Source organism: Brevibacterium sp. HMSC07C04 (genome assembly GCF_001815905.1).
Classification (GTDB): domain Bacteria; phylum Actinomycetota; class Actinomycetes; order Actinomycetales; family Brevibacteriaceae; genus Brevibacterium.
This window is the reverse complement of sequence record NZ_KV823267.1, coordinates 1-21,932: the sequence shown is the minus strand read 5'-3', so window position 1 is coordinate 21,932 and position 21,932 is coordinate 1. Positions and strand designations below refer to the sequence as shown.

Below are 21,932 nucleotides of genomic sequence, written 5' to 3'. Positions count from 1 at the left end.
CTCGGGCCAGCCCCCACGATGATTCGGTGAATCGGAACTTCATTCTCGGCCTGCTCATCACGCTGGTGTCGTGCTTTCTGTTCGCCATCTGCGCACCCTTGGGCAAGCTCATGTATGCGGGTGACTGGACTCCGGGGCCGGTGACGTTTGTGCGCCTGGCCGGAAGCTGCCTCCTGCTGGCGATTCCGATGTTCATTCAGATGCGCGGCCGCTGGCGCGAAGTGTGGCAGGCCCGCTGGTACGTGCTGACCTACGGTGTCGTCTGCATGGCCGGTGTGCAGCTGCTGTTCTTTTTGGCGATTGAGCGCATGAGCCCGCCTATTGCGCTGCTTCTGGAGATGACCGCCCCGCTCATGATTGTGCTGTGGGTGTGGGCGAGCACCCGCTTCCGCCCGTCCACTCTGACGTTCATCGGCATTGTCGCCGCGGCGGTGGGCCTGCTCATCATCCTGGATCCGCGCGGTTCTTCCGTTGATCTGCTGGGTGTGTTCTTCGCTCTGTCTGCTGCGGTGTGCCTGGCCGCGTTCTTCGTCATGTCCGCCAAGGCCGATCTCAGCTTTCCGTCGGTGACTCTCATCTGCATCACAATGGGCATCGGCGCTGTTGTAGTCGCTCTCATCACAGCGGTGGGCCTCATCCCGGCAGGTATGACCACGCAGGATCTCGACGCCAACGGCACCGTCCTTCCCTGGTGGGCGGTTGCGCTGGCTCTGCTGCTGTGCACAGGCGGGGCCTACACCACGGCGGTTGTGGGCGTGCGCTACATCGGTTCGACCATTTCAAGCTTCATGAACCTGATTGAGGTTCCGATGTCGGTGGTCATGGCCTGGATTCTGCTGGGCGACCTTCCCGTTGCCGTTCAGGCCATCGGCGGTGTTTTTGTGCTCATCGGCGTGGTCTTCGTCAAGCTCGGCGAGAAGCGACAGGAGCGCCGCCGAGTGATTGCCCGGACGAACGTTCACCCGGATACCGCGGAAATTCACTTGGTCGTCGAAGAAGAGGCCCCGGAGAGCTGACGGCTCTGCTCTGGTCAGGTGGACAGCGCGGTGGCTTCAGGCATTGCTGATGGTGTAGCTGTAGCCCTGTTCTGTGAGGAACCTCCGGCGGTGGCCGGCGAACTGCTCGTCGACCGTTTCGGCTGCCACGACGGTGTAGAACGATGCCGCTTGGCGGCTTTCCTTGGGCCGCAGGATCCGCCCGAGCCGCTGTGCTTCTTCCTGGCGTGAGCCGAAGGACCCTGACACCTGGATGGCGACGGAGGCCTCTGGCAGGTCGACGGAGAAGTTGGCGACCTTTGACACCACGAGCACCGAGATTTCGCCCGTGCGGAACGCTTCGTAGAGTCTTTCGCGTTCTGCTTCGCCGGTTTTGCCCGTCAGCACGGGCGCGTTCAGCTCTTCGCCGAGTTCTTCCAGCTGATCGAGGTACTGGCCGATGACGAGCACCTGCTGATCACGGTGATTCTCCACCAAGCGGCGAACCACGGGAAGTTTGACATCGCTGGTGGCGGCCAGCCGGTAGCGGTCTTCGCCTTCGGCACTGGCATAGGCCACTCGGGTTGAACGGTCCAGGCGGACCCGCACTTCTTCGCAGTGGGCGGTGGCGATGTAGCCGGCGGCTTCGATTTCCTTCCACGGAACTTCGAACTGCTTGGGGCCGATGAGGCTGAAGACCTCGTCTTCACGGCCGTCCTCGCGCACGAGCGTCGCAGTCAGGCCCAGGCGGCGGCGCGCCTGCAGGCCCGCGGTCAGGCGGAAGACGGGTGCCGGCAGCAGGTGGACTTCGTCGTAGATGACCAGGCCCCAGTCACGAGCGTCGAGCAGCTCCAGGTGCAGGTAGGAGCCTTTGCGGCGGGTGGTGAGCACCTGGTAGGTGGCGATGGTGACAGGTCGGATCTCTTTGACCGCCCCGGAGTATTCGCCGATTTCGTCTTCTGTCAGGTTGGTGCGGCGCAGCAGTTCGGCCTTCCACTGCTTGGCGGACACCGAATTGGTCACCAGGATGAGAGTGGTGGTGCGCACCTGCGCCATCGTCGCTGCGCCCACGATTGTTTTGCCCGCACCGCAGGGCAGGACGACAACACCGGATTCACCGCGCATAAACGTCTGCACAGCGTCTTCTTGATAGGGCCGCAGGCGCCACTCTTCGCCACCAGAAGGGCCACCTGCGGCACCTGCGCTCTCATGAGCCTCACCGGAGCCTCCCGACCCCTCACGGGAGTCGGGGGAACCAGCGGCCCCTGACGGCGCCTCGTGGTAGTTCAGTTCGATGGTGTGTGCCTCACCGTCGACGTAGCCGGCGTGGTCGGCCACCGGGTGGCCCAGTTTGAGCAGGCGGAACTTCAGTTCGCCGCGTTCGGAGGGGTACACCTCGATGGTGCCGGGGTCGATCCGGGTGCCGAAGATGCCCTGGAGCTCGGGCTGTTCGGCCAGGTTCTCCAGCAGTGCGGTGTCTGAGGATTCGAGCACCAGACCGTGCACCGGCGAACTGGTCAGCACCAGCACCCCAAAACGGTCCATGAGATCGACGATCTCCAGCAGCAGTTCGTGGGGGACGGGGTATTTGGCGTATTCGAGCAGGGTGTCGATGACGGATTCGGCATCGTGGCCGGAAGCGCGGGCATTCCACAGTCCCAGCGGTGTGATGGTGTACGTGTGAATGTACTCGGGCGTGCGCGCCAGCTGGGCGAACGGGGCGATTGCCGCTGCGGCTTCGGCGGCGTCGGGATGGCCTGATTCCAGCAGGATTGTGCTGTCGGACTGGACGACGAGGGGGCCTGTCACTGTGTGCCTTCCTCGGCGGGGGAGACGCTGATGATCCGCGACAGTGAGGCTGCGATTTCACTGCCGTTGCGGATTCCGCGCACTCGCCCGCCGGTGATTGCCGTTGGGGTCAGAGTGATGGTGGTGCTGCTGCCGTCGGCGCGGGCGAGTGTGACGGTGACGCTCTGCTGCCGGTCGATGGCTGCGCGCAGAATGCCCGAGGTGGATGCCGGGTCGCCCTCGGTCGCTTCTGCTGTGCTGCGAACTCCGGCAATGTAGCGGCCGAGGTCGGCATCTGCAATGCGGGCGGTGCGCCGGGTGACGGCTGGTGCGGTTTGTCTGGGGGCGCGCCGCGGCTGTGCTGAGGGGGCTTCGGTCAGGGTCGATGTGCCCGCGCCTTCCAGCAGGGCGCGCAGGCGGTCGGAGCTGATGCCGGACAGCGCGACGGTGGGCGCCACACGGGTCAGCTGGGCCGGGGTGAGCAGCGGGTCGGCCAGCATGGCGTCGAGTTCGTCGGGGTCGTCGACGATGACGGCGCCGCGAGCGCCTGCCACCTGCACGCGGTTGAGCCGGGAGGCGACCCCGTCGATGAGGAATTCCAGCGGCTGCGGTACCCCGGTTGAGGAGCATTCGCGCAGAGTGTCGGCGATGTCTGTGCGGTTCAGCCCCGCGCGCAGGGCCCGTTCGATGCTCTTTTCGGTGAACCGGTACACGGTTCCCTGGCCGCGGGTTTCTATGTCTGCAATCGAATCGAGTTTCTGTGCCAGGTCCGGGTGGACGGGGCCGGTGGCCACAGCGGTGAGGTCGGACTGGATGACGACGCTTACGGCGTAGTCCGGCAGGAGCTGCCCAACTGTTTCGGGGAAGTCGGCTGGCACTGTGGCGGCTGATCCGGCGTAGTCCAGCGGCTGGGCGGCCGCGGGCAGGGACGCATCCAGGTGTTCGGCCAGTGCGCGGCCCAAAGGAGTCAGCCCACAGGAATCGGGGGCGCTCAGGGGTGTGGCGACAAGGCCGAGGAACTCCGCTTCGGTCAGCATTTGGGCGAGGGTGTCGCGGTTGAACGCGGGTGCCAGGGGATAGCGCCACCGGAGTGCCGCCGTGAGGTCGGCAAGCCGGATGCTCAGAGCTGTCGAGGTGCCGGAGTCTGCCGAGGTCCCGGCTGCGGTGGCGCTGCCGTGCCGGGGCAGCAGTGACTCTGGCGAGTGCAGGGCCCGCAGCAGGCGGAAGCGGGTTGAGCGGACTGGCGGCAGGGCCGAGGGGTGGCCGCCGTAGGGATTGGCGGTGGTGGGTTTGACAACGGAGTTAAGCGGGTGCACGCGGTCACCGCGAGGGGTGTGACCGGCGGCGATGTGGGTGATGTCTTCACCCATGCGCAGCCAGGCGCGCACGAGTGCTGCGTGCAGGCTGCCGCGGTCGGTGCGCTTGAGGACGTCGTATTCGGCCGTGGGCAGCCACACGGGGTCGATGTTGGAGCTGTCGACGCCGACGAGGTTGAGAGAACCGCACAGTTCGAGCACGAAGATCGTCTGCGCGTATTCGAGGTCAAGGGCTGATGACAGTCGCTGCACATCGCGTTTGCCGACACCGCCGGACATCAGCTGGCTGGGCGGGTCCGCTTCGATTGCGCGCACAGCAGCTGCGATTGTGCCGCCTGCAGCCCCGGCGGCAGCCGCCTGGGCGTTGCGGGCAACAGACTCGGGGATAGGGGTGAGGACGGGTTCATTCGGCTGGGTGTACTCCGTCCACTCCGGCGGGTGGGCGGATTCCGCCGCAGAAGTGGGCAGCAGGGCAATTGCCTCGGACTGGAAGCCGAAGGCCTCGGCATCGCCCGGGTCGCTCTGTTCAGCCTCCCCTGTGCTGCCAGTGTGTGCGGGCCACAGCAGGCCCAGAAGAATCAGACGGCTGAGAACATCCGAACCGGCGTTGAGTTCCCCACGGGGAACAACGGGATCAACACGCGCCGCCTTCGCTGCACGCAGAGCCGCCTGCAGCTCATCGGCGTTGAGCGCTTCCAGGGCAACGGCCACCCCTTTGCGAGTGGAGGCCGAACCGGCCAGGCGGCTGAGCGCTGCCGTATCGGATCGAACCAGATCGCGCCGAGTGCGGACAAAATCCGCAAACCAGTCGGCAGGAGCACTGCCCAGCCAGCCGGTGAAAGTCTGAAAGCCCTTCATCCCTCCGAGTCTAGACGGCACCCGAAAAACAGGCGGCTAGAATGGGTGGTTCACCCGTCGGCAGAGACACAACACCGAAAGGCCCACAGTGACACCCAGCACGAACGAGCAGCGCACATCGTGGACGCTGATCGCCGCGCTTGCGCTCATGCTCCTGGGTGCCATCGCGCTGGTCGTGGTGATTGTCCAAGGCCTCACCGTCGGGCATCCCTCGAAGGTGCTGACCTGGGTGGGAATGATTGCCCCGAGCGCATCGTTCATCCTGTTCCTGGCGTGGCTGACAAGCGCGTTCTTCCGCCGCCGCACCTAGAGCACACACCTAGACCAGGCGGGAACGCCCCGCGGGCGCCGTACTCGCCGATCCCAGGCACACCCCAACATGCAAGCGGACCGAACCGGCGCCTCGTAAGCTCCGGCCCGCATACACCCCAACAGATCCGCACGAAAGTGCGTTGAGAAAAGGACTGACAATGCCCACAGGACGCGTGAAGTGGTTTGACCCGGACAAGGGATTCGGCTTCGTCACCGGTGACGACGGTGAAGAGTTCTTTATGCACTCGTCGTCGCTGCCCGACGGCGTGACCGTGCACAAAGGGTCTCGTCTGGACTTCGACATCGTGGACTCCCGCCGAGGCCGTCAGGTGCTGCGGGCCCGCCTGCTGGACGCCCCTCCGCGCGTGCGTCCCAACCCGGACAAGACGGCAGATATGATTGAAGACGTCATCACAATGCTCGATGACACACTGGCCGGACTGCGACAGGGCCGTTACCCGGACGCGGAATTCTCCGCAAAAGTCGCCGAGGTCCTGCGCCACGTTGCCGACGACCTGGAGGGCTGATGACCAGCTGCTACGCCGAATGGAGAGCCGCGCTGGGGGAGATCAACCCGATCTTGGCCCAGGCGGTCGACACCGCGCGCACAGCGATTGCCGACATGACCGACGAATCGTCCATCGGCGAGCACCTGGGCGTGGTGGCCGAAGGCGCCTACGCGGCTTCCCACATCTTTCAGTGCCGCACCCCGGGCTACCCGGGCTGGTATTGGACGGCGATCCTCGCACTGGCACCGGGCTCGGAGCGCGTCACGGTGTCCGAAACCGCTCTGCTGCCCGGCGAAGACGCACTGGTGGCACCCGACTGGGTGCCGTGGAAAGACAGACTGCGCCCCTCCGACATCGGCGCTCGCGACGTTCTGCCGAAAGACGAAGACGACCCGAACCTCGAACTGGGTTTGGAGCAGGTCAAGGTCGAAGCCGAGGACGACATCGACCAGATCCCCAATTTTGAGTTCGGCCTGGGGCGCAAGCGCGTGCTGTCCCGCGATGGCATTGCCGCTGCGGCAGCCCGCTGGGCGGAATCCGATTCCGGCCCGGACTCCGAATACGCTTCCGAAGCGTCTGCCAAATGCCGCACCTGCGGTTTCCTCATGCCCATCGCTGGCTCTGTGCGCACCCAGTTCGGCCTGTGCGCCAACGCCGCATCACCGTTTGACGGGCGCGTGGTTTCCCTGAACAACGGCTGCGGAGCGCACTCAGAAACCGATGTCCGCAAACACGACGACACTGCCGAACCCGTTATCGACGACCGCGCCGAAGACTTCGAAATGGTCGGCGGCGAGGCTGCTGATAAGGGCGGCGGCACCTCGGCTGCCGATGCCGAACACGAAGGCCATAATGCTGAGCACTGACGCTCAGGTCTGGGCCACTGTCATCGCCTATGTCGGCCTGGTGATCGGGTGCGCCGGCATTATCGTGCCGGTGATTCCGGGCTCGATTCTGAATCTGTTTGTGCTCATCGGCTGGGGTGTTGCAGTGAACTCCACTATGGGCTGGTCGGGTGCTGCAGGTGGGATCCTTCTGACGATCATCGGCATAGCGGCATCGTGGGTGTTGACGGGCAATCGGCTGAAAAAGCTCGAGGTGCCCAACCGTGTGATCGCGATAGCCGCGCTCAGCGCTGTTGTCGGCATGTTCGCGCTGCCGGGGCCGGGGCTGGTCATCGGCTTTGTCGTCGGCCTGTTCATTGCCGAATGGGTGCGGCACTCAACGGCGCGTGAAGCTCTCGCAACCACGAAGGGCACCCTCGTTGCCGTCGGCATTGGCCTGGGCATTGAACTCCTGTGCGCCGGTGCGGCTTTCATCGCGCTGACAATGGGTGTTTTCCTGCACTTCACCACTGTGTGAGCCGGGGGCGGGTGTGGCGTGTGGCCCAGCCGGTGGAGCGTTCGCAACCTTGCCGGCACCTCGCTGGGGTGAGTGGCCCGTCCTTACCCCGCCGGCACCTCGTCCCCTGAGCCCTCCCGGCCGCCAAAAGTTACTCTGCCGTCTAGTCGACAAAACGAGGCGATCCGTGCGTTTTTGCCTCAGTATTCCGACTAGATTGCAGAAACCCCGGCTTGAGCAGGCAAAAATGGCGAGGCCCCCCAATATCGGGAGCCTCGCCAATTCTGCGCCTGACGCGACGTCAGCCGCGCAGGGCGCTGAGTGTGAAGTCGATGCAGTCGAGCAGCGCCTTGACGTCTTCCGGGGGGACCGAAACGAAAGTGGCGATCCGCAGCTGGTTGCGGCCGAGCTTGCGGTAGGGCTCGACATCGACAACTCCGCTCGCGCGCAGAGTCTTGGCGATCTCGGCTGCGTCGACGGAATCGTCAAAGTCAACAGTGCACACGACGTTGGAACGGTCAGCCGGGTCACTCACGAACGGTCGGGCGACATCGCTCTTTTCGGCCCAGTCGTAGACCAGGCTGGCTGAAGTGCTGGTGCGTTCGGCAGCCCAGGCCAGTCCGCCGTTGCCGTTGATCCAGTCGATCTGCTCGGCCAGCATGATGAGCGTGGCCACGGCCGGGGTGTTGTACGTCTGGTTCTTTGCCGAATTGTCGATCGCCGTCACCAAGTCCAGCGAAGCGGGAATCCACCGGCCGAAGCTCTTGAGCGATCGAGCGCGCTCGATTGCCCGCGGGCTCATAATGGCGATCCACAGACCGCCGTCAGAGCCCATGTTCTTCTGCGGCGCGAAGTAGTAGACATCGGCTTGGGCAATGTCGACGTTCAGACCGCCGGCGGCTGAAGTCGCGTCGATGACGACGAGAGCGTCATCGGCAATGCCCTCTGGCCGCTTCACCGGTGCGGCTGCTCCCGTCGAAGTTTCATTGTGGGGCCACGCGTAGAGGTCAGCGCCGTCGACCGCGGTGGGAACGGCAACCGAGCCCGGCTGTGCTTCGAATACAGCGGAATCGTCGAGGAAAGGAGTCGTGTCGGTGGCCTTTGCGAACTTGCTGCCGAACTCGCCGAAAGAACCGTGGGCTGCTTTTCTGCGCACGAGTCCGAAGGAAGCGGCGTCCCAGAAGGCGGTGGAACCGCCGTTGCCGAGCACCACCTCGTACCCTTCGGGAAGGTTGTACAGTTCGGTCAGTCCGGCGCGGATGCGCCCGACGATGTTCTTCACGGGCGCCTGGCGGTGCGAGGTGCCCATAACGGTTGTGGCAGCGTCTGCCAGGGCGGTCATCTGTTCGGGGCGAATGCGAGCGGGGCCAGCGCCGAAACGGCCGTCGGCGGGCAGCAGCTCTTCTGGAATTGTGATCACGCTTTTATCGTAGTCAGGCACAGCCCGCCGACCGGACAGCCCCCGGAGGCCAGTGGGCGCGCGGGTAGTCTGGAGCCATGATCGACATCCCGGATTCCCTGGCCGAACTCGCACAGCAGCGCATTGAATACGGTGCTGACGATCTTGACCATCTTGAGGACACCCCGTTTGAGCAGTTTGCCGCGTGGTACGACTGTGCCCACGAAAACCTGCGCGAACCCAATGCGATGGTCGTGGCGACCGCGGACGACACGGGGCCGACTGCCCGTCTGGTGCTGTTGAAGAGCTTTGATGAGCGCGGCTTTGTCTTCTACACCCACTACACGTCCGCCAAGGGTGCGCAGCTTGCTCAGTCACCGCGCGCCTCGCTCGTGTTCCCGTGGCACGAACTCAGCAGGCAGGTGCGGGTGCGCGGTGTTGTCGAAAAGGTCTCGCCGGAAGAATCGGACGCCTATTTCGCTAAGCGTCCGCGTGGTTCGCAGATCGGCGCGGTTGCTTCACACCAGTCCCAGCCGGTGCGCAGCAGGTCGGTTCTTCAGCAGCGCTATCAGGATGTCGAGGCGGAGCTTGCCGGCCGCCCGGTTGAACGGCCGGACTCGTGGGGCGGGTACCTGCTTCGTCCGTTCGAAGTGGAGTTTTGGCAGGGCATGGAGAACCGAATGCACGACAGGTGTGTTTTCACCAGCCGTTCTGGGGCACCGGCCGATCTGGCGGATGCTTCCCAGTGGTCGACTGCCCGTCTGGAGCCCTAGGCGGCGTTGCCGATGTGATTCATCAGCCTGTGCGTATATTTGTATTGCCAGCCCCTCGGACACAGCCGTGAACGGAGAATCATGCAGGATCTGATTGACACAACGGAGATGTATCTCAAGGCCATCACGGAGCTCGAGGAGCAGAAGGTTGTGCCGCTGCGCGCTCGCATTGCTGAGCGTCTGGACCATTCGGGTCCGACCGTGTCGCAGACGGTGGCCCGCTTGGAGCGCGACGGCCTGCTGGTTGTCGGCCGCGACCGCCGTTTGGAGCTGACTGCCGAAGGGCGGGAGCTGGCCACGAGCGTTATGCGCAAGCACCGTCTTGCTGAACGGCTGCTGTCGGACGTCATCGGCCTGGAATGGCCCAAGGTGCATAACGAAGCGTGCCGGTGGGAGCACGTGATGAGCGACGAAGTGACGGAAAAGCTCGTCGATATTCTACCGGATGCGTCCACCAGCCCGTATGGCAATCCGATTCCCGGTGCTGATGTTGCACTTGAGGACTCCGCGGTCCCGGCTTCTGAATTGGCACTGCGCGCAGATGCGAAGACGGTGCGGATCGTATGCTTTGCCGAGCCGCTGCAGGTTGATGAAAACCTGTTGGCTCAGTGTGAGCGCACGGGAATTGTTCCCGGTGCCGAGGTGACGGTCTCGGCAAGCGGGGACTACGTGACCTTTGCCGTCTCCGGGGCGGACGAGGTGCTGGATCTCCCTGCGGAAATGGCTGAAAACGTCCTCGTTATCGTTGTGTAACAAGAATTACACGACCTTTATAAAGACTCTGACCTGCGAAAATGCTGCTCTGAGCAAGCTCACAGCCTCTCCCGCGTTGCTTAAATGTGACTTTCGGGTCTCAGTTGTGTAACGTTTGGTTCTGTACTTCAGTAGGATTCTCGACCATTCAGGGAGATGCACGTGGCTCAGAAGAAGCGCGGACGCAGGGCGGCTGACACCAAGGTCAGGACCCCGCTGTCTGACCTGACGGACCTCCTCCGTTCCGACTCGAATGTTCTCGGCAAGCGCGCCGCAGTTGCGGCGGCCGGTGCGGGACTGGCTCTGAGTGTTGCTGTTCCCACGATGTCAGAGGCCGGTAGCGAAGCGGAGGCCGAGGCGGTCTCCACCACTCCGGTGGAAGACGACTTCAAGGCGCAGGACAAGGTCGTTGCCGAAGGTGAGGCCGACGGCGCACTTGCCGGCGCTGCGGAGGTCTCAGCTGTCACCGCCGCGAAGGCTCCGGAGCCTGAGCCGGAGCCAGAACCCGAACCTGAGCCGAGCGCGTCGAGCTCTTCGAGCGAGTCGAGCAGCGCTTCCTCTTCGGAAGCTTCTTCTTCGCGCAGTTCTGGCTCGACAGACTCGACTGGCTCCGCCGAGAAGGCTTCGTCGAAGCGTTCCGAGTCCTCGGGCAATGTGGCTGCCCCGTCGGGTACAAAAGCTCAGAAAGTCGTGTCGATCGCCAAGAGCTACGTGGGTACTCCCTATGTGTGGGGCGGAACATCGCCGTCTGGCTGGGACTGCTCGGGCTTCACCAGCTACGTCTACCGCCAGGTGGGTGTGAACCTGCCGCGAAGCTCGGGGGCGCAGAAGGGCGCGGGCAAGGTCGTGCCGCGCTCGCAGGCAAAGCCCGGTGACCTCATGTGGCATCCCGGCCACGTGGGCATCTACACCGGCAACGGCAAGATGGTCGACGCCCGCAATAAGCGCAAGGGCACGGTGCACACCTCGGCGTCGTGGATGAGCGATGCCGTCTACATCAGGGTTCTGTGACGCAATTCTCAGGACGCGCGTCCAACTGCGAAGAGAGTGCAGACAGGCCCGAATATCCGGGCTGAAAGCCTGAGAGATTTTCACTTCCTGTGATCTGAACGTGACTTTTAGTTGCAAGTCCGTTACTGTCTGACAGGTGCCAGCTAATGCCCGCTAGGGCCAGCGAACAAGGTTTGGAGAACACGTGGCTGTAAAGAAGCGAGGACGTCGCGCCGCCGACACCAAGGTCAAGACGCCTCTGACTGAGATTACAGAAGCTCTGAGCGCCAATTCGGGTGCTCTCGGCAAGCGCGCAGCCATTGCGGCTGCCACCGGTGGTCTTTTGGTTGCCGCTGTTATCCCGTCGCATTCCGACGGTGAAGCCAATGCGGAAGCGCAGAACGAGCGCACGGAGGGGGATTCGCTCGAGACCGTTTCGCAGTCCGGCTTTACGGTCGACACTGCCGACTCGAAGGCTTCGGTCGACGGTGCTGCTGTCGCGGCTCCCGTGACTGCTACGAAGGCTCCGGAGGCTCCTTCCAATGCTCCGCAGGGCGGCAGTGCTTCCGATAATGACGGTGCCAACGCCCAGCCTGCCTCGAACAGCGGTTCGTCCTCGAAGGACGCTAAGAAGTCCAGCGGCGAGTCCAAGAGCGTGTCGGTGCCGGATGGCCCGAAGGCGCAGCAGGTCATCAGCATCGCCAAGCAGTACGTGGGTACGCCCTATGTCTCCGGTGGAACCTCACCTTCCGGCTGGGACTGCTCTGGCTTCACCAGCTACGTCTACGGCAAGGTCGGCGTGAACCTCCCGCGCACCTCGGGTGCGCAGAAGGGTGCGGGTCCCACTGTGCCGCGTTCGGCAGCCAAGCCCGGCGACATCATCTGGTCGCCCGGCCACGTGGGCATCTACGCTGGCAACGGCATGATGTACGACGCAGGTAACCCGTCAGTTGACACCACCTACCGTTCCATCGACTGGATGACCAAGCAGGGCGCACAGTTCATTCGCGTTCTCTGATCAGAGTTTCCAGTCACCTGATCTTCAGCACAGACCCCGAGCCTCGCGCTCGGGGTTTTTGCTGTCTGTGCGGTTATTCGACACCTGTCGTTTACGTCGATGTCGTCGACGCCGACGGTGGCGTGTGTAACGTGGTCTTCGTCACGTCGTGCTGGCCGAGTACGACCTGAACCTAGGTGGAACTGATGAAGACCCTCGTTCTCAACGCCGGATACGAACCGATGTCGGTAGTGTCCTTTAAGCGGGCGGTGGTTCTGGTTCTGGCAGGCCGCGCCACGGTCCTGGCAGCTTCTGGAGCCCGCGTTCGCAGCGAACACCTCGACATTGAACAGCCAGCCGTTATCCTCCTGACTCGTTACATTCGCCCGCCTGCAGGACGAATCGCGCAGCCGTCGCGCAAAGCCGTGCTGCGCAGAGACCACAACAGCTGCGGATACTGCGGAAAGCCCGCGGGCACCATCGACCACATCCTTCCGCGCTCTCGCGGCGGTCAGAACACGTGGGAAAACCTCGTTGCCTGCTGCCGTGACTGCAATAACCGCAAAGCGGACAGGACCCCGCAGGAAATGGGCTGGCAGCTGCAGAGTACGCCGCGGGCACCGGAGTACCGGGGCTGCTGGCTGCGTGAGCTCGAGAGGCCCGCGCCGGCTTGGCAGCCGTTCCTCAACCTCGCCGATCACAGTGAGTTGACCTCGGTCGCATAGTGAGCGACCGCGCACGCGGTCTGTCCGGCCGATAGAATCGAAGCATCAGCAGGCGCATGCCTGAGCCAACCAATCTAAGAGGACCTGCCGTGTCACCTGAGAACAATCTTCCGGACGTCGCAGACGCCCAGGCCATCGTCGTCGGCATCGACGGTTCCGAAGCGAGCCTCAATGCTCTCGACTTCGCCATCGGCGAAGCAAAGGCCACGGGCCGTTCCATCCGACTGGTCGGCGCCTACACCATCCCGTCCGTCGCCGCAGCGACAATCGATGTGTCCTATGTGCCGATTGACGATTCTGCCGTGCGGGCAGCTGTCACCGAATCACTGAAGTCCGCGGCTGAAAAGGTCAAGGCCGCAGGAGTGTCAGTAGAGGCAGTCATTGAGATCGGCGATGCCGCGGGTGTTTTGGTAGACGAATCCGCGCAGGCTTCGCTCGCAGTCGTCGGTTCACGCGGCCGCGGCGGCTTCGCAGGTCGCCTGCTGGGTACAGTCTCCTCGGCTCTGCCTGCACACTCGCACTGCCCGACGATTGTGGTTCCCGTGGGCTGGTCAAAAGACCAGGAGCGTGCACCCAAGCAGACCTCGTCGTTCCCACTGGCAGATTCCGCCGCTACACACTTTGAGTTCGACGAAGACTCCGAAACGATCGAAGGGCCGAACTTCGCTGGCCGTGTTGTCGTGGGTGTGGATGCCATGGGCAAGGAATCGCCCGCGCTGTGGAAAGCAGCGGAGCTCGCTGAGGAACGCGGTACCCCGCTGACCGTTATGGGCGTCATCACCACCTCGATTGTCGGCCCGGAATGGCTGCCGAGCACAGATGAGCTCAAGAAGTTCGTTGAGCGCGGAACTGAGAAACTCGAGGCTGCCTGCAAGGCTGTGCGCGACAAGCACCCGAACCTCGAAGCCGGCTGGATGCTGCTGGACGGACAGCCTTCAGAAGCGCTTGTCCGCGCCTCTGATACAGCAGACGTCCTCGTAGTCGGCACCCGCGGTCGCGGCGGTTTTGCCGGTCTCCTGCTGGGTTCGACCTCGCAGTCTGTGCTGCCGTACTCGCACTGCCCGACCATGGTTGTGAGCGTCAAGCGCGACTGACTCTGAGCTTAAGAGAAGCCGACCGGTGGACACCGGTCGGCTTCTCTTAAGCTTCCGGGAGTACAGTTGCTTCCGACCCCAACCCTCCCTTTTCAGTAGGATCCGCTGTGCGCTTTTCTTCTGTTGCCTGCATTCTTGCAGCTTCGCTCGTCTTCACCGGCTGCGCTGCCAAAGACGATGACAAACCAGAAGCTCACGTGCCGAAGAGTGAGGTGACGATCCCAGCTGAGCAGGTCAAAGACGAACTTCCCAAGGTGCTGCGCAGCTACGCGGTGCAGACACCGGAAGCGGCAGTCCACCTGTTCGGCATTCCGGGGCAGGATTCACTCAACGAGACCCTAGAGGAGGCCACACTCAAAGCCCTGGAACAAGCCGGTGCTTTCAAGGGGCGGAAGGCGTTCCAGCCCGAGGTCACACCGCCGAAGGAGCGCTGGGGTGAGGCCGACTATCTTGCTTTTGAAGGGCACTCGCCCGAAAGCGAAAGCACAGAAGGCGAGGACGCAGAAGGTCAGCAGTCCGGCAGCGGTGACGATAAGGCCAGCAGCGTCGAGTCGCACATCGTCGGTGCCGGTGGCGACTTTCTCGTCACTCAGCTCGACGTGCGCTCCGGTGGGCAGACTGCCAGCCGACAGTTTCTGACCGACACCAAGAACAACGCCACCAAGCCCATAGATTCGATCAAAGCCGAAGGCGTTGAAGGTGAGATTGCCGTTGCGGGGGACAAGATCACTGTCGACGGTGAAGATGCCGATGATGAGGTTCTCAGCGAGTCCGGGCACAACCTCGCCGCGGTGCTGGGCGAGGACCTGACGATTGAGGCCGAGGAAAGCCCGTACCTGCCGGATTTCACGTGCGCTCTTCTGCCGTGTGCGGCTATGACCTACGACGACGGCCCGGCTGATGACGCGCTGACAAAGCGCTTGGCCGATGCGCTTGACAAGGCGAAGGTGCGTGCAACGTTCTTTGAGATCGGGCGCATTGTGGAGGCACTGCCGGAGAACTCGCGCCTGCTGCGTGAAGCCGGCCACGAAGTCGAAAACCACTCGTTCACCCACCCGGTGCTGAGCAAGCTGACACCTGACAAGCAGAAGTCCGAGGTGGACAAGACCGACAAGGCCATTCACGACGCTGGCGGTGAATATCCGACAATGCTGCGCCCGCCCTACGGTGCTTCGAACAAGCGCTTGGACACCGTGGCGCAGGGCAGCGGTGAATCGGGCGACCCAGCCGGTGGTAAGGCCAAGAAAGCCGACGGTGAGAAGGCCGAGCACGGAAAAGCGATCATCATGTGGGACGTCGACACTCTCGACTGGAAGCACCGTAACGCTGATCGGGTCAAGAAAGCAGCGCTGGCGAACACCAAACCGGGCTCGATTGTGCTCATGCACGCCATCCACCCGACGACGGTGGATGCTTCGCCCGAAATCTTCTCCGGCCTGCAGGACAGGGGCTTCTACCTGGTTCCAGTCGGCTACATGTTCAAGGGCATGAAGCTCGAACCGGGCAAAGAATACTTCTGCCGCGGCTACCACGACGAACTGTGCTCCACGCCGGAACACCCGTTCGCCGAAAAGGACAGCTAAGCCCGTTGGGTGATGGTGGCGCGGCTCGTGGGCCGGATGTGAGACTTTCGGGCTGACAGTGCCCGGTCTTCTGCGTTTGGGAGTTTCCCCTGGTGAGAGTTCGGCGCCCCCGGCAGGATTCGAACCTGCGACACCCGCTTTAGGAGAGCGGTGCTCTATCCCCTGAGCTACGGGGGCAACGCGGAACAGTTTAGCGGACGTGCCCGGTGGGAATGACACCGCGGTCGCTGAACGCCTAATGGGGATACTGAGAGCACCGACCGCTGCAGTCGACTACGCTATGGGGTCGGAGTGCGGCGCTGCTGTTTCTGCGCCTGCCCTGTGAAGCAAGGAGATTCTCATGGCTGATCCTGCAGCCGGTTCGCATTCTGCCGGCAGTGCCGGTGGCGATAGCCCCGAACCGACAACCGTCGAAGCCGCGACCGCCAACGCGGCGCCCGTCAAGCCTGAGTCTAAGCAGGTGCGCTGGACGAATGTCGGGCGTTTTGCGGGCGCTTCGATCGCGTACCTGATCGGCTCTGGCTTTGCGACAGGCCAGGAGACCCTTCAGTTCTTCGCATCCTTTGGGATCGTGGGTCTGCTGGGCGGAGTCATTTCGACCCTGCTGTTCATAGTGGTCGGTGCGCTCATCATGCGCAAGGGCCACGAACTGCAGCTGGAACTGTCCTCCGAGGTGTTCAGCGCTTACGTCGGCCGGTTTCTGGGCACAGCGCTTGAGTGGTTTGCCGTTCTGTACTCATTCTCTGTTGCCGTCATCATGGTCTCCGGTTCGGGCGCGGTGTTCAACCAGCTGACCGGCCTGCCCAACTGGGTGGGCGTTGTCGGCATGGGCCTGCTGGGCTTTGCCACGGTTCTGGCCGGTCTTGAGCGTCTGGTGGACATCATCGGCACCATCGGCCCGATCATCATTGTGTTCACGGTGATTGTGGGAACCATCATCTTCGTTCGCGACTTCGGGCAACTGGGCAGCCAGCCGATCTTCGGCAACCTGCCGCAGGCTGCTGTTGAAGACGTTCAGGTGACGGGCAACTTTGTGGTGTCGGCCGTTCTGTACGTCAGCTTCAACATGCTGTTGGGCATGGTGTTCTTCTCCCAGCTGGGCAAGGAGGCCACGAGCAAGCGCGAAGCGGGGATCGCCGGTGCTGTCGGCGGACTCGGTCTGGGCGTCGGCGTCCTCATGATCACCTTGGCCATCCTGACGAACTTCACCCTGGCCCTCGACAAGGAGGTTCCGACCCTCGTCCTCGGGCAGACGATCCATCCGGCCGTTGGGGTGGCCTTCGGCGTCATCGTCATGCTGGGCATCTATTCGACAGCGACCCCGCTGTACTGGGTGGTGAAGAACCAGGCAATGGCGTTTGCGCCGCGTTCGTGGAACTTCGCGGTCACCGCCGCCATCTGTGCGGTTCTGATCGCCTGCGGCTTCTTGCCGTTCGGCGTCCTGGTGGACAAGGTCTACGGCACTGTCGGCTATGTGGGCTGTGCGCTTATCGTCGTGATCTTCGCGCGCACCATCTACGACGCGGTGCGCAGGCGCCGCGCGGCCTGATCCCATACGCGGTGCTGCTGCGCGGCTGAGAGCCGCCACGCTCTTTGGCTTAGGAAGTTTCCCGCGCCGGCCCGGTTAGGGTGGATGCGTGGCAGATCAAGCAGATACGCAGAGGGGAATCAGCGACGTCTTCGCTGAATGGATATCGCGTGCCGAAAAGCTCGGCGGGCGTGACACCATGCTACGCTATCGAGACTCCCGCGACGGTTCGCTTGACCTGACGACCGCCCACCCCTCGGGCATGGCGCAGCTCATGGCGGGCAGACCCACTCGGCTGGCCAGCCTCATTCGCGACGATGAACAGCGTCAGGACGCCGGTCGACGCGCCCGCTTGATTGCGGAGAAGGCCAGAGAGCTGCGCAATGAGCGCAGCTTTTCCGCCGCCTGCCTCGCCATCGGAGCGGTGCGCCTTTCGGCGCCTCTTACCAGTCCGGATGAGCAGCTGCACGCCCCGCTGGTGCTGCGGCGGGTGGAGATCCGCACAGTGGGCCGCCGCGAAGACGATGTTGAGCTGACCCTTGACGACACGATCGTCATCAATCCTGCTTTTGTCGCGTATCTGCGTTCTGAACTGGGCATCGAAGTTGATGTTGACGAATGGCTGGAGTCCACCGGCGGGCCGCGTCGCTTTGACGCCCGTCCGGTTTTGGAACGGGTGCGGGCCGCTGTCGCTGACTATCCGGCGCTGAGCGCTGAGTACTGCCTGTTTGTGTCGACTTTTGCCAATGTCGCTTCTGCCGTCGGGACGGTTGACCTTCCGCGAAAGCACCCAATCTTGGCCCGCATGGCGCAGGCTGTTCTCGATGCCGAAAAGGCAGACCGGGAATCCGTTGCCGCTGCGGAGAAGCACAACGTCGGCAAAGCCCTCGGAGCGTGGGGCGATGCCGCGGGGACAGAGCCGCACGATTCTTCTCAGTACGACACGCACCCGCTGCTCAACGGCGGGGTCAACCCGGATGATTCGGCCTTCGCTGACGACGATGAAGGCCGGACGCGGACGGTCGACACCGCCTCGACCGCGGACACGCTCTCTGCCTCACTGAGCGCTTCCGCCGCGGCAGGAGCCCAAGATGTCGGCATTGCCGGGCAGCGGGGTGCCGAGGCTTCCAGACCGGAACCGGATGACTCAGCCGAGGTCGGAACAGCCGAAGACGGCCCGCGCGGCACTGCGCGCAGCCTCGACATTCGACCCCTGGAAGACCGCGATCCGCGCGAAGAGTTCCTCGCGCTTGACGTTGACGGCGACCAGCAGGCGGTTGTCAACGCGGTCATGGAGCACTCTTCCGCAGCCGTTGACACTCCCGCCGGCACCGGGGCGACCCAGGTGGCTGTTGCGGCGGCGACGAGTTTGGCCTTTGTCGGCCGTTCCAGCCTCTTTGTGGCGAATGACTCCGACACGCTCGATGACTACCGGGACCGCTTCGCCTCTGCGGGGCTGGCGGGCTTTGTCGTGGATGCACGCCGCAGCCAATCGGCGGTGAAGAAGCAGCTGATCGCCATGATTTCGCAGGTGGAAAAAGCCGCGGAACCGGACATCGGCGAACTGGTCTCGCGTCTGCGCAAACAGCGCAAGAAGCTGACAAAGCACGCCAGGTCGCTTCACGAACCGCGGCGCCCGTGGGGTATTTCGGTGTACTCCACGATTGAGCACCTGGCGGATCTGACATCTGGAGAGAACAGCCCGCGGACGGAAGTGCGCCTGCCCGCTGGTGTTATGCGGATGTCGCAGGAGGAGCGCTCAGAACTGCGCGCGCAGCTGATTCAGTTGGCGCAGCTGGGCGAATTCACCCTTGGCGTCGAAGACACCGTGTGGTTCGGTGCGCGCTTCGACACTGCCGCGCAGGCAGAAAAAGCGCGTGTTACGGCAGAACGCTGTGCTGACGCACTGCCCAAGCTTACCCGCATGATGCGCACAGCGTTGGAAGAAGCCGGTGTGACGCCCGGGTGGACGATGGTCGAATGGGCCGACAGCCTGGCCCTGCTGCGCTCTGTTGAGAGCAGCATGGCCACTTTCGTGCCGGAGTCCTACCGCGAAGACCTCGACCAGCTGATCGATGCGACCGGTTCGGTTGAATACCGGCGTGATCACGATGTCGATATGGGTGTTTTCGAACGCAGCAAACTCAAGCGCCACGCCCGCTCCCTGGTGCGCAGCGACTTGGCTGACGTTGATCTGCACGGCGGTTTGAAAGTGATGCGGGATCAGCTGAAGCAGGCCGAGCGCATCACCGGCCGGCCGCGCATCCCCAGTCTGCCGTCGAACCTTGCGGAAGTGTCGGAACTGTACGAGCGCGTGGCCGCGGACATCGATGCCCTCGCCCTCATCCTGGCGGAAACCCCGGACGGGGGAGACCTCGATGCTATGCACATTGGGGAACTCGAATCGCGCTTGGCCGCTATGGCTGACGATCGTGCCGCCCTGGGCGATCTTCCCCACCGCACCGCCCTGTGCCGTGATCTCGAAGCGGCGGGTCTGCGTGAGCTGATGGACGATCTGCGCAGTCGTCGTGTTCTCCCAGAAGAGGTCGGCAGCGAATTCGACCTTGCCTACTGGGCGACGGTTCTGCAGCAGATGGCCGCCGCTGATCCGCAGGTCGGTGAGCACGACGGCGACGCTCTGCACCGCCTGGCTGCTGATTTCCGGCGCACTGACGCGGCGTTCGTGTCCGCTGGTGCTTCCCGCCTGCAGTACGCGCGCGCCCAGGCCTGGGAGAGCGCAATTGAGGAATATCCGGAAGAAGCAGCCCTGCTGCGCGCTGAACTGCTCAGCGACGGGCTGAACCTGAACCGTTTGGCCGTCCGCGCGCCGCACGTTCTGCTGGCCCTGGCACCGGTGTGGATGATGAGCCCGGTGAGTGTCCCCGACACCTTCGGCCAGACCCTGTCCACCGTGACGGACCGCGCAAAGGCGACCGGCGCCTCGGATGCGGACTTCCCCTTCCGCGATGACAGCTTCGACGATGAGTTCTCCGGTGAGTTCGGCACGGACCCCGCACTCGTGGCACACGCCCTGTTCGACACGGTGATCATCGGCGATGCCGCCCGGGTGTCCGTCCCAGAAGCACTCGTGCCGATCGCAATGGCCAAGCACACTCTGGCACTGGGAGATGACAAGCTGCTGGGGCCTACGGAGTTCTCCGTAGCGGCCCACCGCAGGGCAGGCACACAGCCGGAATCAGCAGGCTTCAGCGTGTTTGAGGCGCTCACCCCGGTTGTGCCCAGGATGCGGCTGCACACAAACCATCGGGTTGTTCCGCAGGAGATTGCGGGGCTGCTCAACGATGTCATCTACGATGACAAGCTCGTGTCCTTGCCGATTGCGGACACCGGAAGCACCACCGGTCTGTCGTTCATCCACGTGGATGGGGGAGAGGGCAGCCCCGATTCGGCTACCGGCCAGGTGGAGAGCCCCGATGTCGAGGTCGCCGAGGTGGTGCGGCTGGTTTTCGAACACGCGCGCACCTCCCCGGAGCAGACACTGGGCGTCATTGCACTCACGCAGTGGCACGCTCGGCGGATTGCGCTCGCGGTTGCCCGGCAGCTGCCCCGCTATCCGGAACTGAAGAGCTTCTTCACCGGTGACGGCAACGAGCCGTTTGTCATCACTGACGCCCACAGGGCCCAGACCCTTTCGCGCGATGCGGTGATCTTCACGGTCGGTTGGGGGCGCTCGCTGGCAGGGCGGGTGCTCTACAGTTTCGGCGAACTGTCTCAGCCGGGTGGGCAGAAGGTGGTCGCCGCTGCGGTTACACCGGCTAAGCAGCGTTTGACGATTGTTTCGTGCCTGCGCCCGGACGAACTGGACCGATCACGGCTGCGGTACGGAGCGGCGCTTCTGCCGGTGCTGTTTGAGGCCGCTCGGTCGGGTTCGTCGTTTATTGAGAAGTCGCAGGAGGAGCGGGGACGTTCACCGCTCATGGCCGATCTTTCTGCCCGCGTCGAGGCGAAGGGTCTGGAGCCCATTGCCAACTACGGCGGACTGGATCTGGCTGTGCCGCTGGTTTCGCAGGCGGGTTCGCGCATGGTGCTCGCTGTCGAAGCGGACGGTCTTGACTACACGACCGCGCCGTCGCTGCGGCAGCGCGAACGGCTGCGTCCGCTGAGTTTTGCGCGCCGGGGCTGGACGTTCTTGCGCGTGTGGTCGACCGATGCGTTTGTCGACCCGCAGGGACAGACCGAGCGGATCTACCAGGTGTGGGCTGGTATTGCCGCGGACGAAGACCCCGAGGCTCTCAAGAGGGCCGACGAAGAGGCCGAACGCTATGCTGCCGAGATCCGCGCTGCCGAAGACGCTGAAGCTGCCGCCGGTGCTGACAGTCAAGGCGCTGACGGTCGAGGTGCCGGTCCGGGGTCGGCCGGTGCTGCCGGACAGCAGTCGCGATCGGCCGGTGCGCAGTCTGGATCAGTCAAGAAGCGGGCTCAGACGCCTGCAGAGCAGGCGGCATCGCTCGCCGCCCTGCCCGAGGGAGCTGTCGAAGACCAGATTATGCCGGCCTATGACACGGGCTTGCTGCGCGAAGCCGATCTCATTGACGCCGGTCTGCGTGACGACGAGCCAGCTCAGCCCGGCAGAGCTTTAGACAGCGGCCGGAACAATGATTCTGCTGAAACCGGCAGCAGTCACGACTCCGGTGCCGACCGGGACTGAGCGCGCAGTGGCTGAAGAATCGGCGGGAGCCCCGCACCGAAACAGCGATCCGTCCGGTGCCGAGTCGACCCGCGATGAGGTTGACCACGAGCGGCGACGGGCGCGTATAGCCGCCGCCAAAGAAGCCTACCGGCGTACGGTCCGCAATGAGTCCGGACAGAGCGCCGGAGGGGCGAATGACGAACGGCTTCTGGCTGACCGCCCACCCCACTGGGCTCCGAAAAGCCGCTGAGTGCACGCGCGGGGCTCATTGAGATTGCCTGTGCTGAGTGCACAGAAGCGGATACAGAAAAGGCTGATGCCCCAAGCCGCGGCTTGGGGCA

The 21,932-nt window shown here is 63.7% G+C and carries 19 protein-coding genes and 1 tRNA gene; 15 read left to right on the top strand and 5 right to left on the bottom strand.

Annotation, left to right across the window (positions count from 1 at the left end; translation table 11 throughout):
• The first annotated feature begins 26 nt into the window (after positions 1-26).
• On the top strand, positions 27-1,016 hold the full coding sequence (locus HMPREF3162_RS07280) for an EamA family transporter (RefSeq protein ID WP_226829340.1): 990 nt from the start codon (positions 27-29) through the stop codon (positions 1,014-1,016).
• A gap of 36 nt (positions 1,017-1,052) precedes the next feature.
• Here HMPREF3162_RS07280 and HMPREF3162_RS07275 read toward each other — a convergent pair whose 3' ends face one another.
• Positions 1,053-2,783 (bottom strand): DNA repair helicase XPB, encoded by a 1,731-nt coding sequence (locus tag HMPREF3162_RS07275; protein ID WP_070777471.1) that lies wholly within the window; start codon positions 2,781-2,783, stop codon positions 1,053-1,055.
• The gene (locus HMPREF3162_RS07270) at positions 2,780-4,936 is read right to left on the bottom strand and encodes a helicase-associated domain-containing protein (RefSeq protein WP_070777469.1); all 2,157 of its coding nucleotides are present in this window, start codon (positions 4,934-4,936) and stop codon (positions 2,780-2,782) included. The genes HMPREF3162_RS07275 and HMPREF3162_RS07270 overlap by 4 nt, the downstream gene beginning before the upstream one ends.
• Before the next feature lie 88 nt (positions 4,937-5,024).
• On the opposite strand from HMPREF3162_RS07270, the gene HMPREF3162_RS07265 reads away from it, so the two are divergent.
• From HMPREF3162_RS07265 to HMPREF3162_RS07250, 4 genes are all read left to right on the top strand, one after another.
• Positions 5,025-5,246, top strand: a complete 222-nt coding sequence (locus tag HMPREF3162_RS07265; protein WP_070777467.1) for an LPXTG cell wall anchor domain-containing protein — start codon at positions 5,025-5,027, stop codon at positions 5,244-5,246.
• A gap of 160 nt (positions 5,247-5,406) precedes the next feature.
• Positions 5,407-5,775: a cold-shock protein gene (locus HMPREF3162_RS07260; protein WP_070574741.1), complete on the top strand. Its 369-nt coding sequence runs from the start codon at positions 5,407-5,409 to the stop codon at positions 5,773-5,775.
• The gene (locus tag HMPREF3162_RS07255; protein WP_070777465.1) at positions 5,775-6,623 is read left to right on the top strand and encodes a DUF3027 domain-containing protein; all 849 of its coding nucleotides are present in this window, start codon (positions 5,775-5,777) and stop codon (positions 6,621-6,623) included. Before HMPREF3162_RS07260 ends, HMPREF3162_RS07255 begins: the two co-directional genes overlap by 1 nt.
• Positions 6,610-7,119, top strand: a complete 510-nt coding sequence (locus HMPREF3162_RS07250) for a DUF456 domain-containing protein (protein ID WP_070777463.1) — start codon at positions 6,610-6,612, stop codon at positions 7,117-7,119. Before HMPREF3162_RS07255 ends, HMPREF3162_RS07250 begins: the two co-directional genes overlap by 14 nt.
• Positions 7,120-7,399: 280 nt before the next feature.
• On the opposite strand, the gene serC is transcribed toward HMPREF3162_RS07250, so the two are convergent.
• Entirely contained in the window at positions 7,400-8,518 is a 1,119-nt protein-coding gene (gene serC, locus HMPREF3162_RS07245; protein WP_141759561.1) for a phosphoserine transaminase, read from the bottom strand.
• 77 nt (positions 8,519-8,595) lie between these two features.
• On the opposite strand from serC, the gene pdxH reads away from it, so the two are divergent.
• The 6 genes from pdxH to HMPREF3162_RS07215 all read left to right on the top strand — a co-directional run bounded on the left by pdxH (position 8,596) and on the right by HMPREF3162_RS07215 (position 13,829).
• The gene (gene pdxH, locus HMPREF3162_RS07240; RefSeq protein ID WP_070574728.1) at positions 8,596-9,270 is read left to right on the top strand and encodes a pyridoxamine 5'-phosphate oxidase; all 675 of its coding nucleotides are present in this window, start codon (positions 8,596-8,598) and stop codon (positions 9,268-9,270) included.
• Between the two features lie 81 nt (positions 9,271-9,351).
• Positions 9,352-10,023 (top strand): metal-dependent transcriptional regulator, encoded by a 672-nt coding sequence (locus HMPREF3162_RS07235; RefSeq protein WP_070574724.1) that lies wholly within the window; start codon positions 9,352-9,354, stop codon positions 10,021-10,023.
• A 162-nt stretch (positions 10,024-10,185) separates the two neighbouring features.
• Complete coding sequence (locus tag HMPREF3162_RS07230) at positions 10,186-11,034, top strand: C40 family peptidase (RefSeq protein ID WP_070575326.1); 849 nt, start codon at positions 10,186-10,188, stop codon at positions 11,032-11,034.
• Positions 11,035-11,218: 184 nt separating this feature from the next.
• On the top strand, positions 11,219-12,031 hold the full coding sequence (locus HMPREF3162_RS07225; protein WP_070574723.1) for a C40 family peptidase: 813 nt from the start codon (positions 11,219-11,221) through the stop codon (positions 12,029-12,031).
• A 185-nt stretch (positions 12,032-12,216) separates the two neighbouring features.
• The gene (locus HMPREF3162_RS07220; RefSeq protein WP_070575323.1) at positions 12,217-12,735 is read left to right on the top strand and encodes an HNH endonuclease; all 519 of its coding nucleotides are present in this window, start codon (positions 12,217-12,219) and stop codon (positions 12,733-12,735) included.
• Between the two features lie 89 nt (positions 12,736-12,824).
• Entirely contained in the window at positions 12,825-13,829 is a 1,005-nt protein-coding gene (locus HMPREF3162_RS07215) for a universal stress protein (protein WP_070777459.1), read from the top strand.
• Positions 13,830-13,875: 46 nt separating this feature from the next.
• Here HMPREF3162_RS07215 and HMPREF3162_RS12140 read toward each other — a convergent pair whose 3' ends face one another.
• Positions 13,876-13,962: a hypothetical protein gene (locus HMPREF3162_RS12140; RefSeq protein WP_370919393.1), complete on the bottom strand. Its 87-nt coding sequence runs from the start codon at positions 13,960-13,962 to the stop codon at positions 13,876-13,878.
• Between HMPREF3162_RS12140 and HMPREF3162_RS07210 the strand changes: the two genes are divergently transcribed.
• On the top strand, positions 13,937-15,412 hold the full coding sequence (locus HMPREF3162_RS07210; RefSeq protein WP_070574719.1) for a polysaccharide deacetylase family protein: 1,476 nt from the start codon (positions 13,937-13,939) through the stop codon (positions 15,410-15,412). The two genes, HMPREF3162_RS12140 and HMPREF3162_RS07210, sit on opposite strands and share 26 nt — an antisense overlap.
• Before the next feature lie 104 nt (positions 15,413-15,516).
• On the opposite strand, the gene HMPREF3162_RS07205 is transcribed toward HMPREF3162_RS07210, so the two are convergent.
• Positions 15,517-15,589, bottom strand: a tRNA-Arg gene (locus tag HMPREF3162_RS07205).
• 163 nt (positions 15,590-15,752) lie between these two features.
• Between HMPREF3162_RS07205 and HMPREF3162_RS07200 the strand changes: the two genes are divergently transcribed.
• The 3 genes from HMPREF3162_RS07200 to HMPREF3162_RS07190 all read left to right on the top strand — a co-directional run bounded on the left by HMPREF3162_RS07200 (position 15,753) and on the right by HMPREF3162_RS07190 (position 21,841).
• Positions 15,753-16,961, top strand: a complete 1,209-nt coding sequence (locus HMPREF3162_RS07200) for a YkvI family membrane protein (protein ID WP_083304170.1) — start codon at positions 15,753-15,755, stop codon at positions 16,959-16,961.
• A gap of 88 nt (positions 16,962-17,049) precedes the next feature.
• On the top strand, positions 17,050-21,609 hold the full coding sequence (locus tag HMPREF3162_RS07195; RefSeq protein WP_070574717.1) for a DUF4011 domain-containing protein: 4,560 nt from the start codon (positions 17,050-17,052) through the stop codon (positions 21,607-21,609).
• Between the two features lie 7 nt (positions 21,610-21,616).
• Positions 21,617-21,841 (top strand): hypothetical protein, encoded by a 225-nt coding sequence (locus HMPREF3162_RS07190; RefSeq protein WP_176745908.1) that lies wholly within the window; start codon positions 21,617-21,619, stop codon positions 21,839-21,841.
• Positions 21,842-21,932: the final 91 nt, after the last annotated feature.

Excerpts from the sequence above, each read along its gene's own strand:
- HMPREF3162_RS12140 (WP_370919393.1), bottom strand. The coding sequence starts at position 13,962 with ATGCAGGCAACAGAAGAAAAGCGCACAGCGGATCCTACTGAAAAGGGA.
- HMPREF3162_RS07270 (WP_070777469.1), bottom strand. The coding sequence starts at position 4,936 with ATGAAGGGCTTTCAGACTTTCACCGGCTGGCTGGGCAGTGCTCCTGCC.
- HMPREF3162_RS07200 (WP_083304170.1), top strand. The coding sequence starts at position 15,753 with ATGGCTGATCCTGCAGCCGGTTCGCATTCTGCCGGCAGTGCCGGTGGC.
- HMPREF3162_RS07250 (WP_070777463.1), top strand. The coding sequence starts at position 6,610 with ATGCTGAGCACTGACGCTCAGGTCTGGGCCACTGTCATCGCCTATGTC.
- HMPREF3162_RS07220 (WP_070575323.1), top strand. The coding sequence starts at position 12,217 with ATGAAGACCCTCGTTCTCAACGCCGGATACGAACCGATGTCGGTAGTG.
- HMPREF3162_RS07235 (WP_070574724.1), top strand. The coding sequence starts at position 9,352 with ATGCAGGATCTGATTGACACAACGGAGATGTATCTCAAGGCCATCACG.
- HMPREF3162_RS07260 (WP_070574741.1), top strand. The coding sequence starts at position 5,407 with ATGCCCACAGGACGCGTGAAGTGGTTTGACCCGGACAAGGGATTCGGC.
- HMPREF3162_RS07255 (WP_070777465.1), top strand. The coding sequence starts at position 5,775 with ATGACCAGCTGCTACGCCGAATGGAGAGCCGCGCTGGGGGAGATCAAC.
- pdxH (WP_070574728.1), top strand. The coding sequence starts at position 8,596 with ATGATCGACATCCCGGATTCCCTGGCCGAACTCGCACAGCAGCGCATT.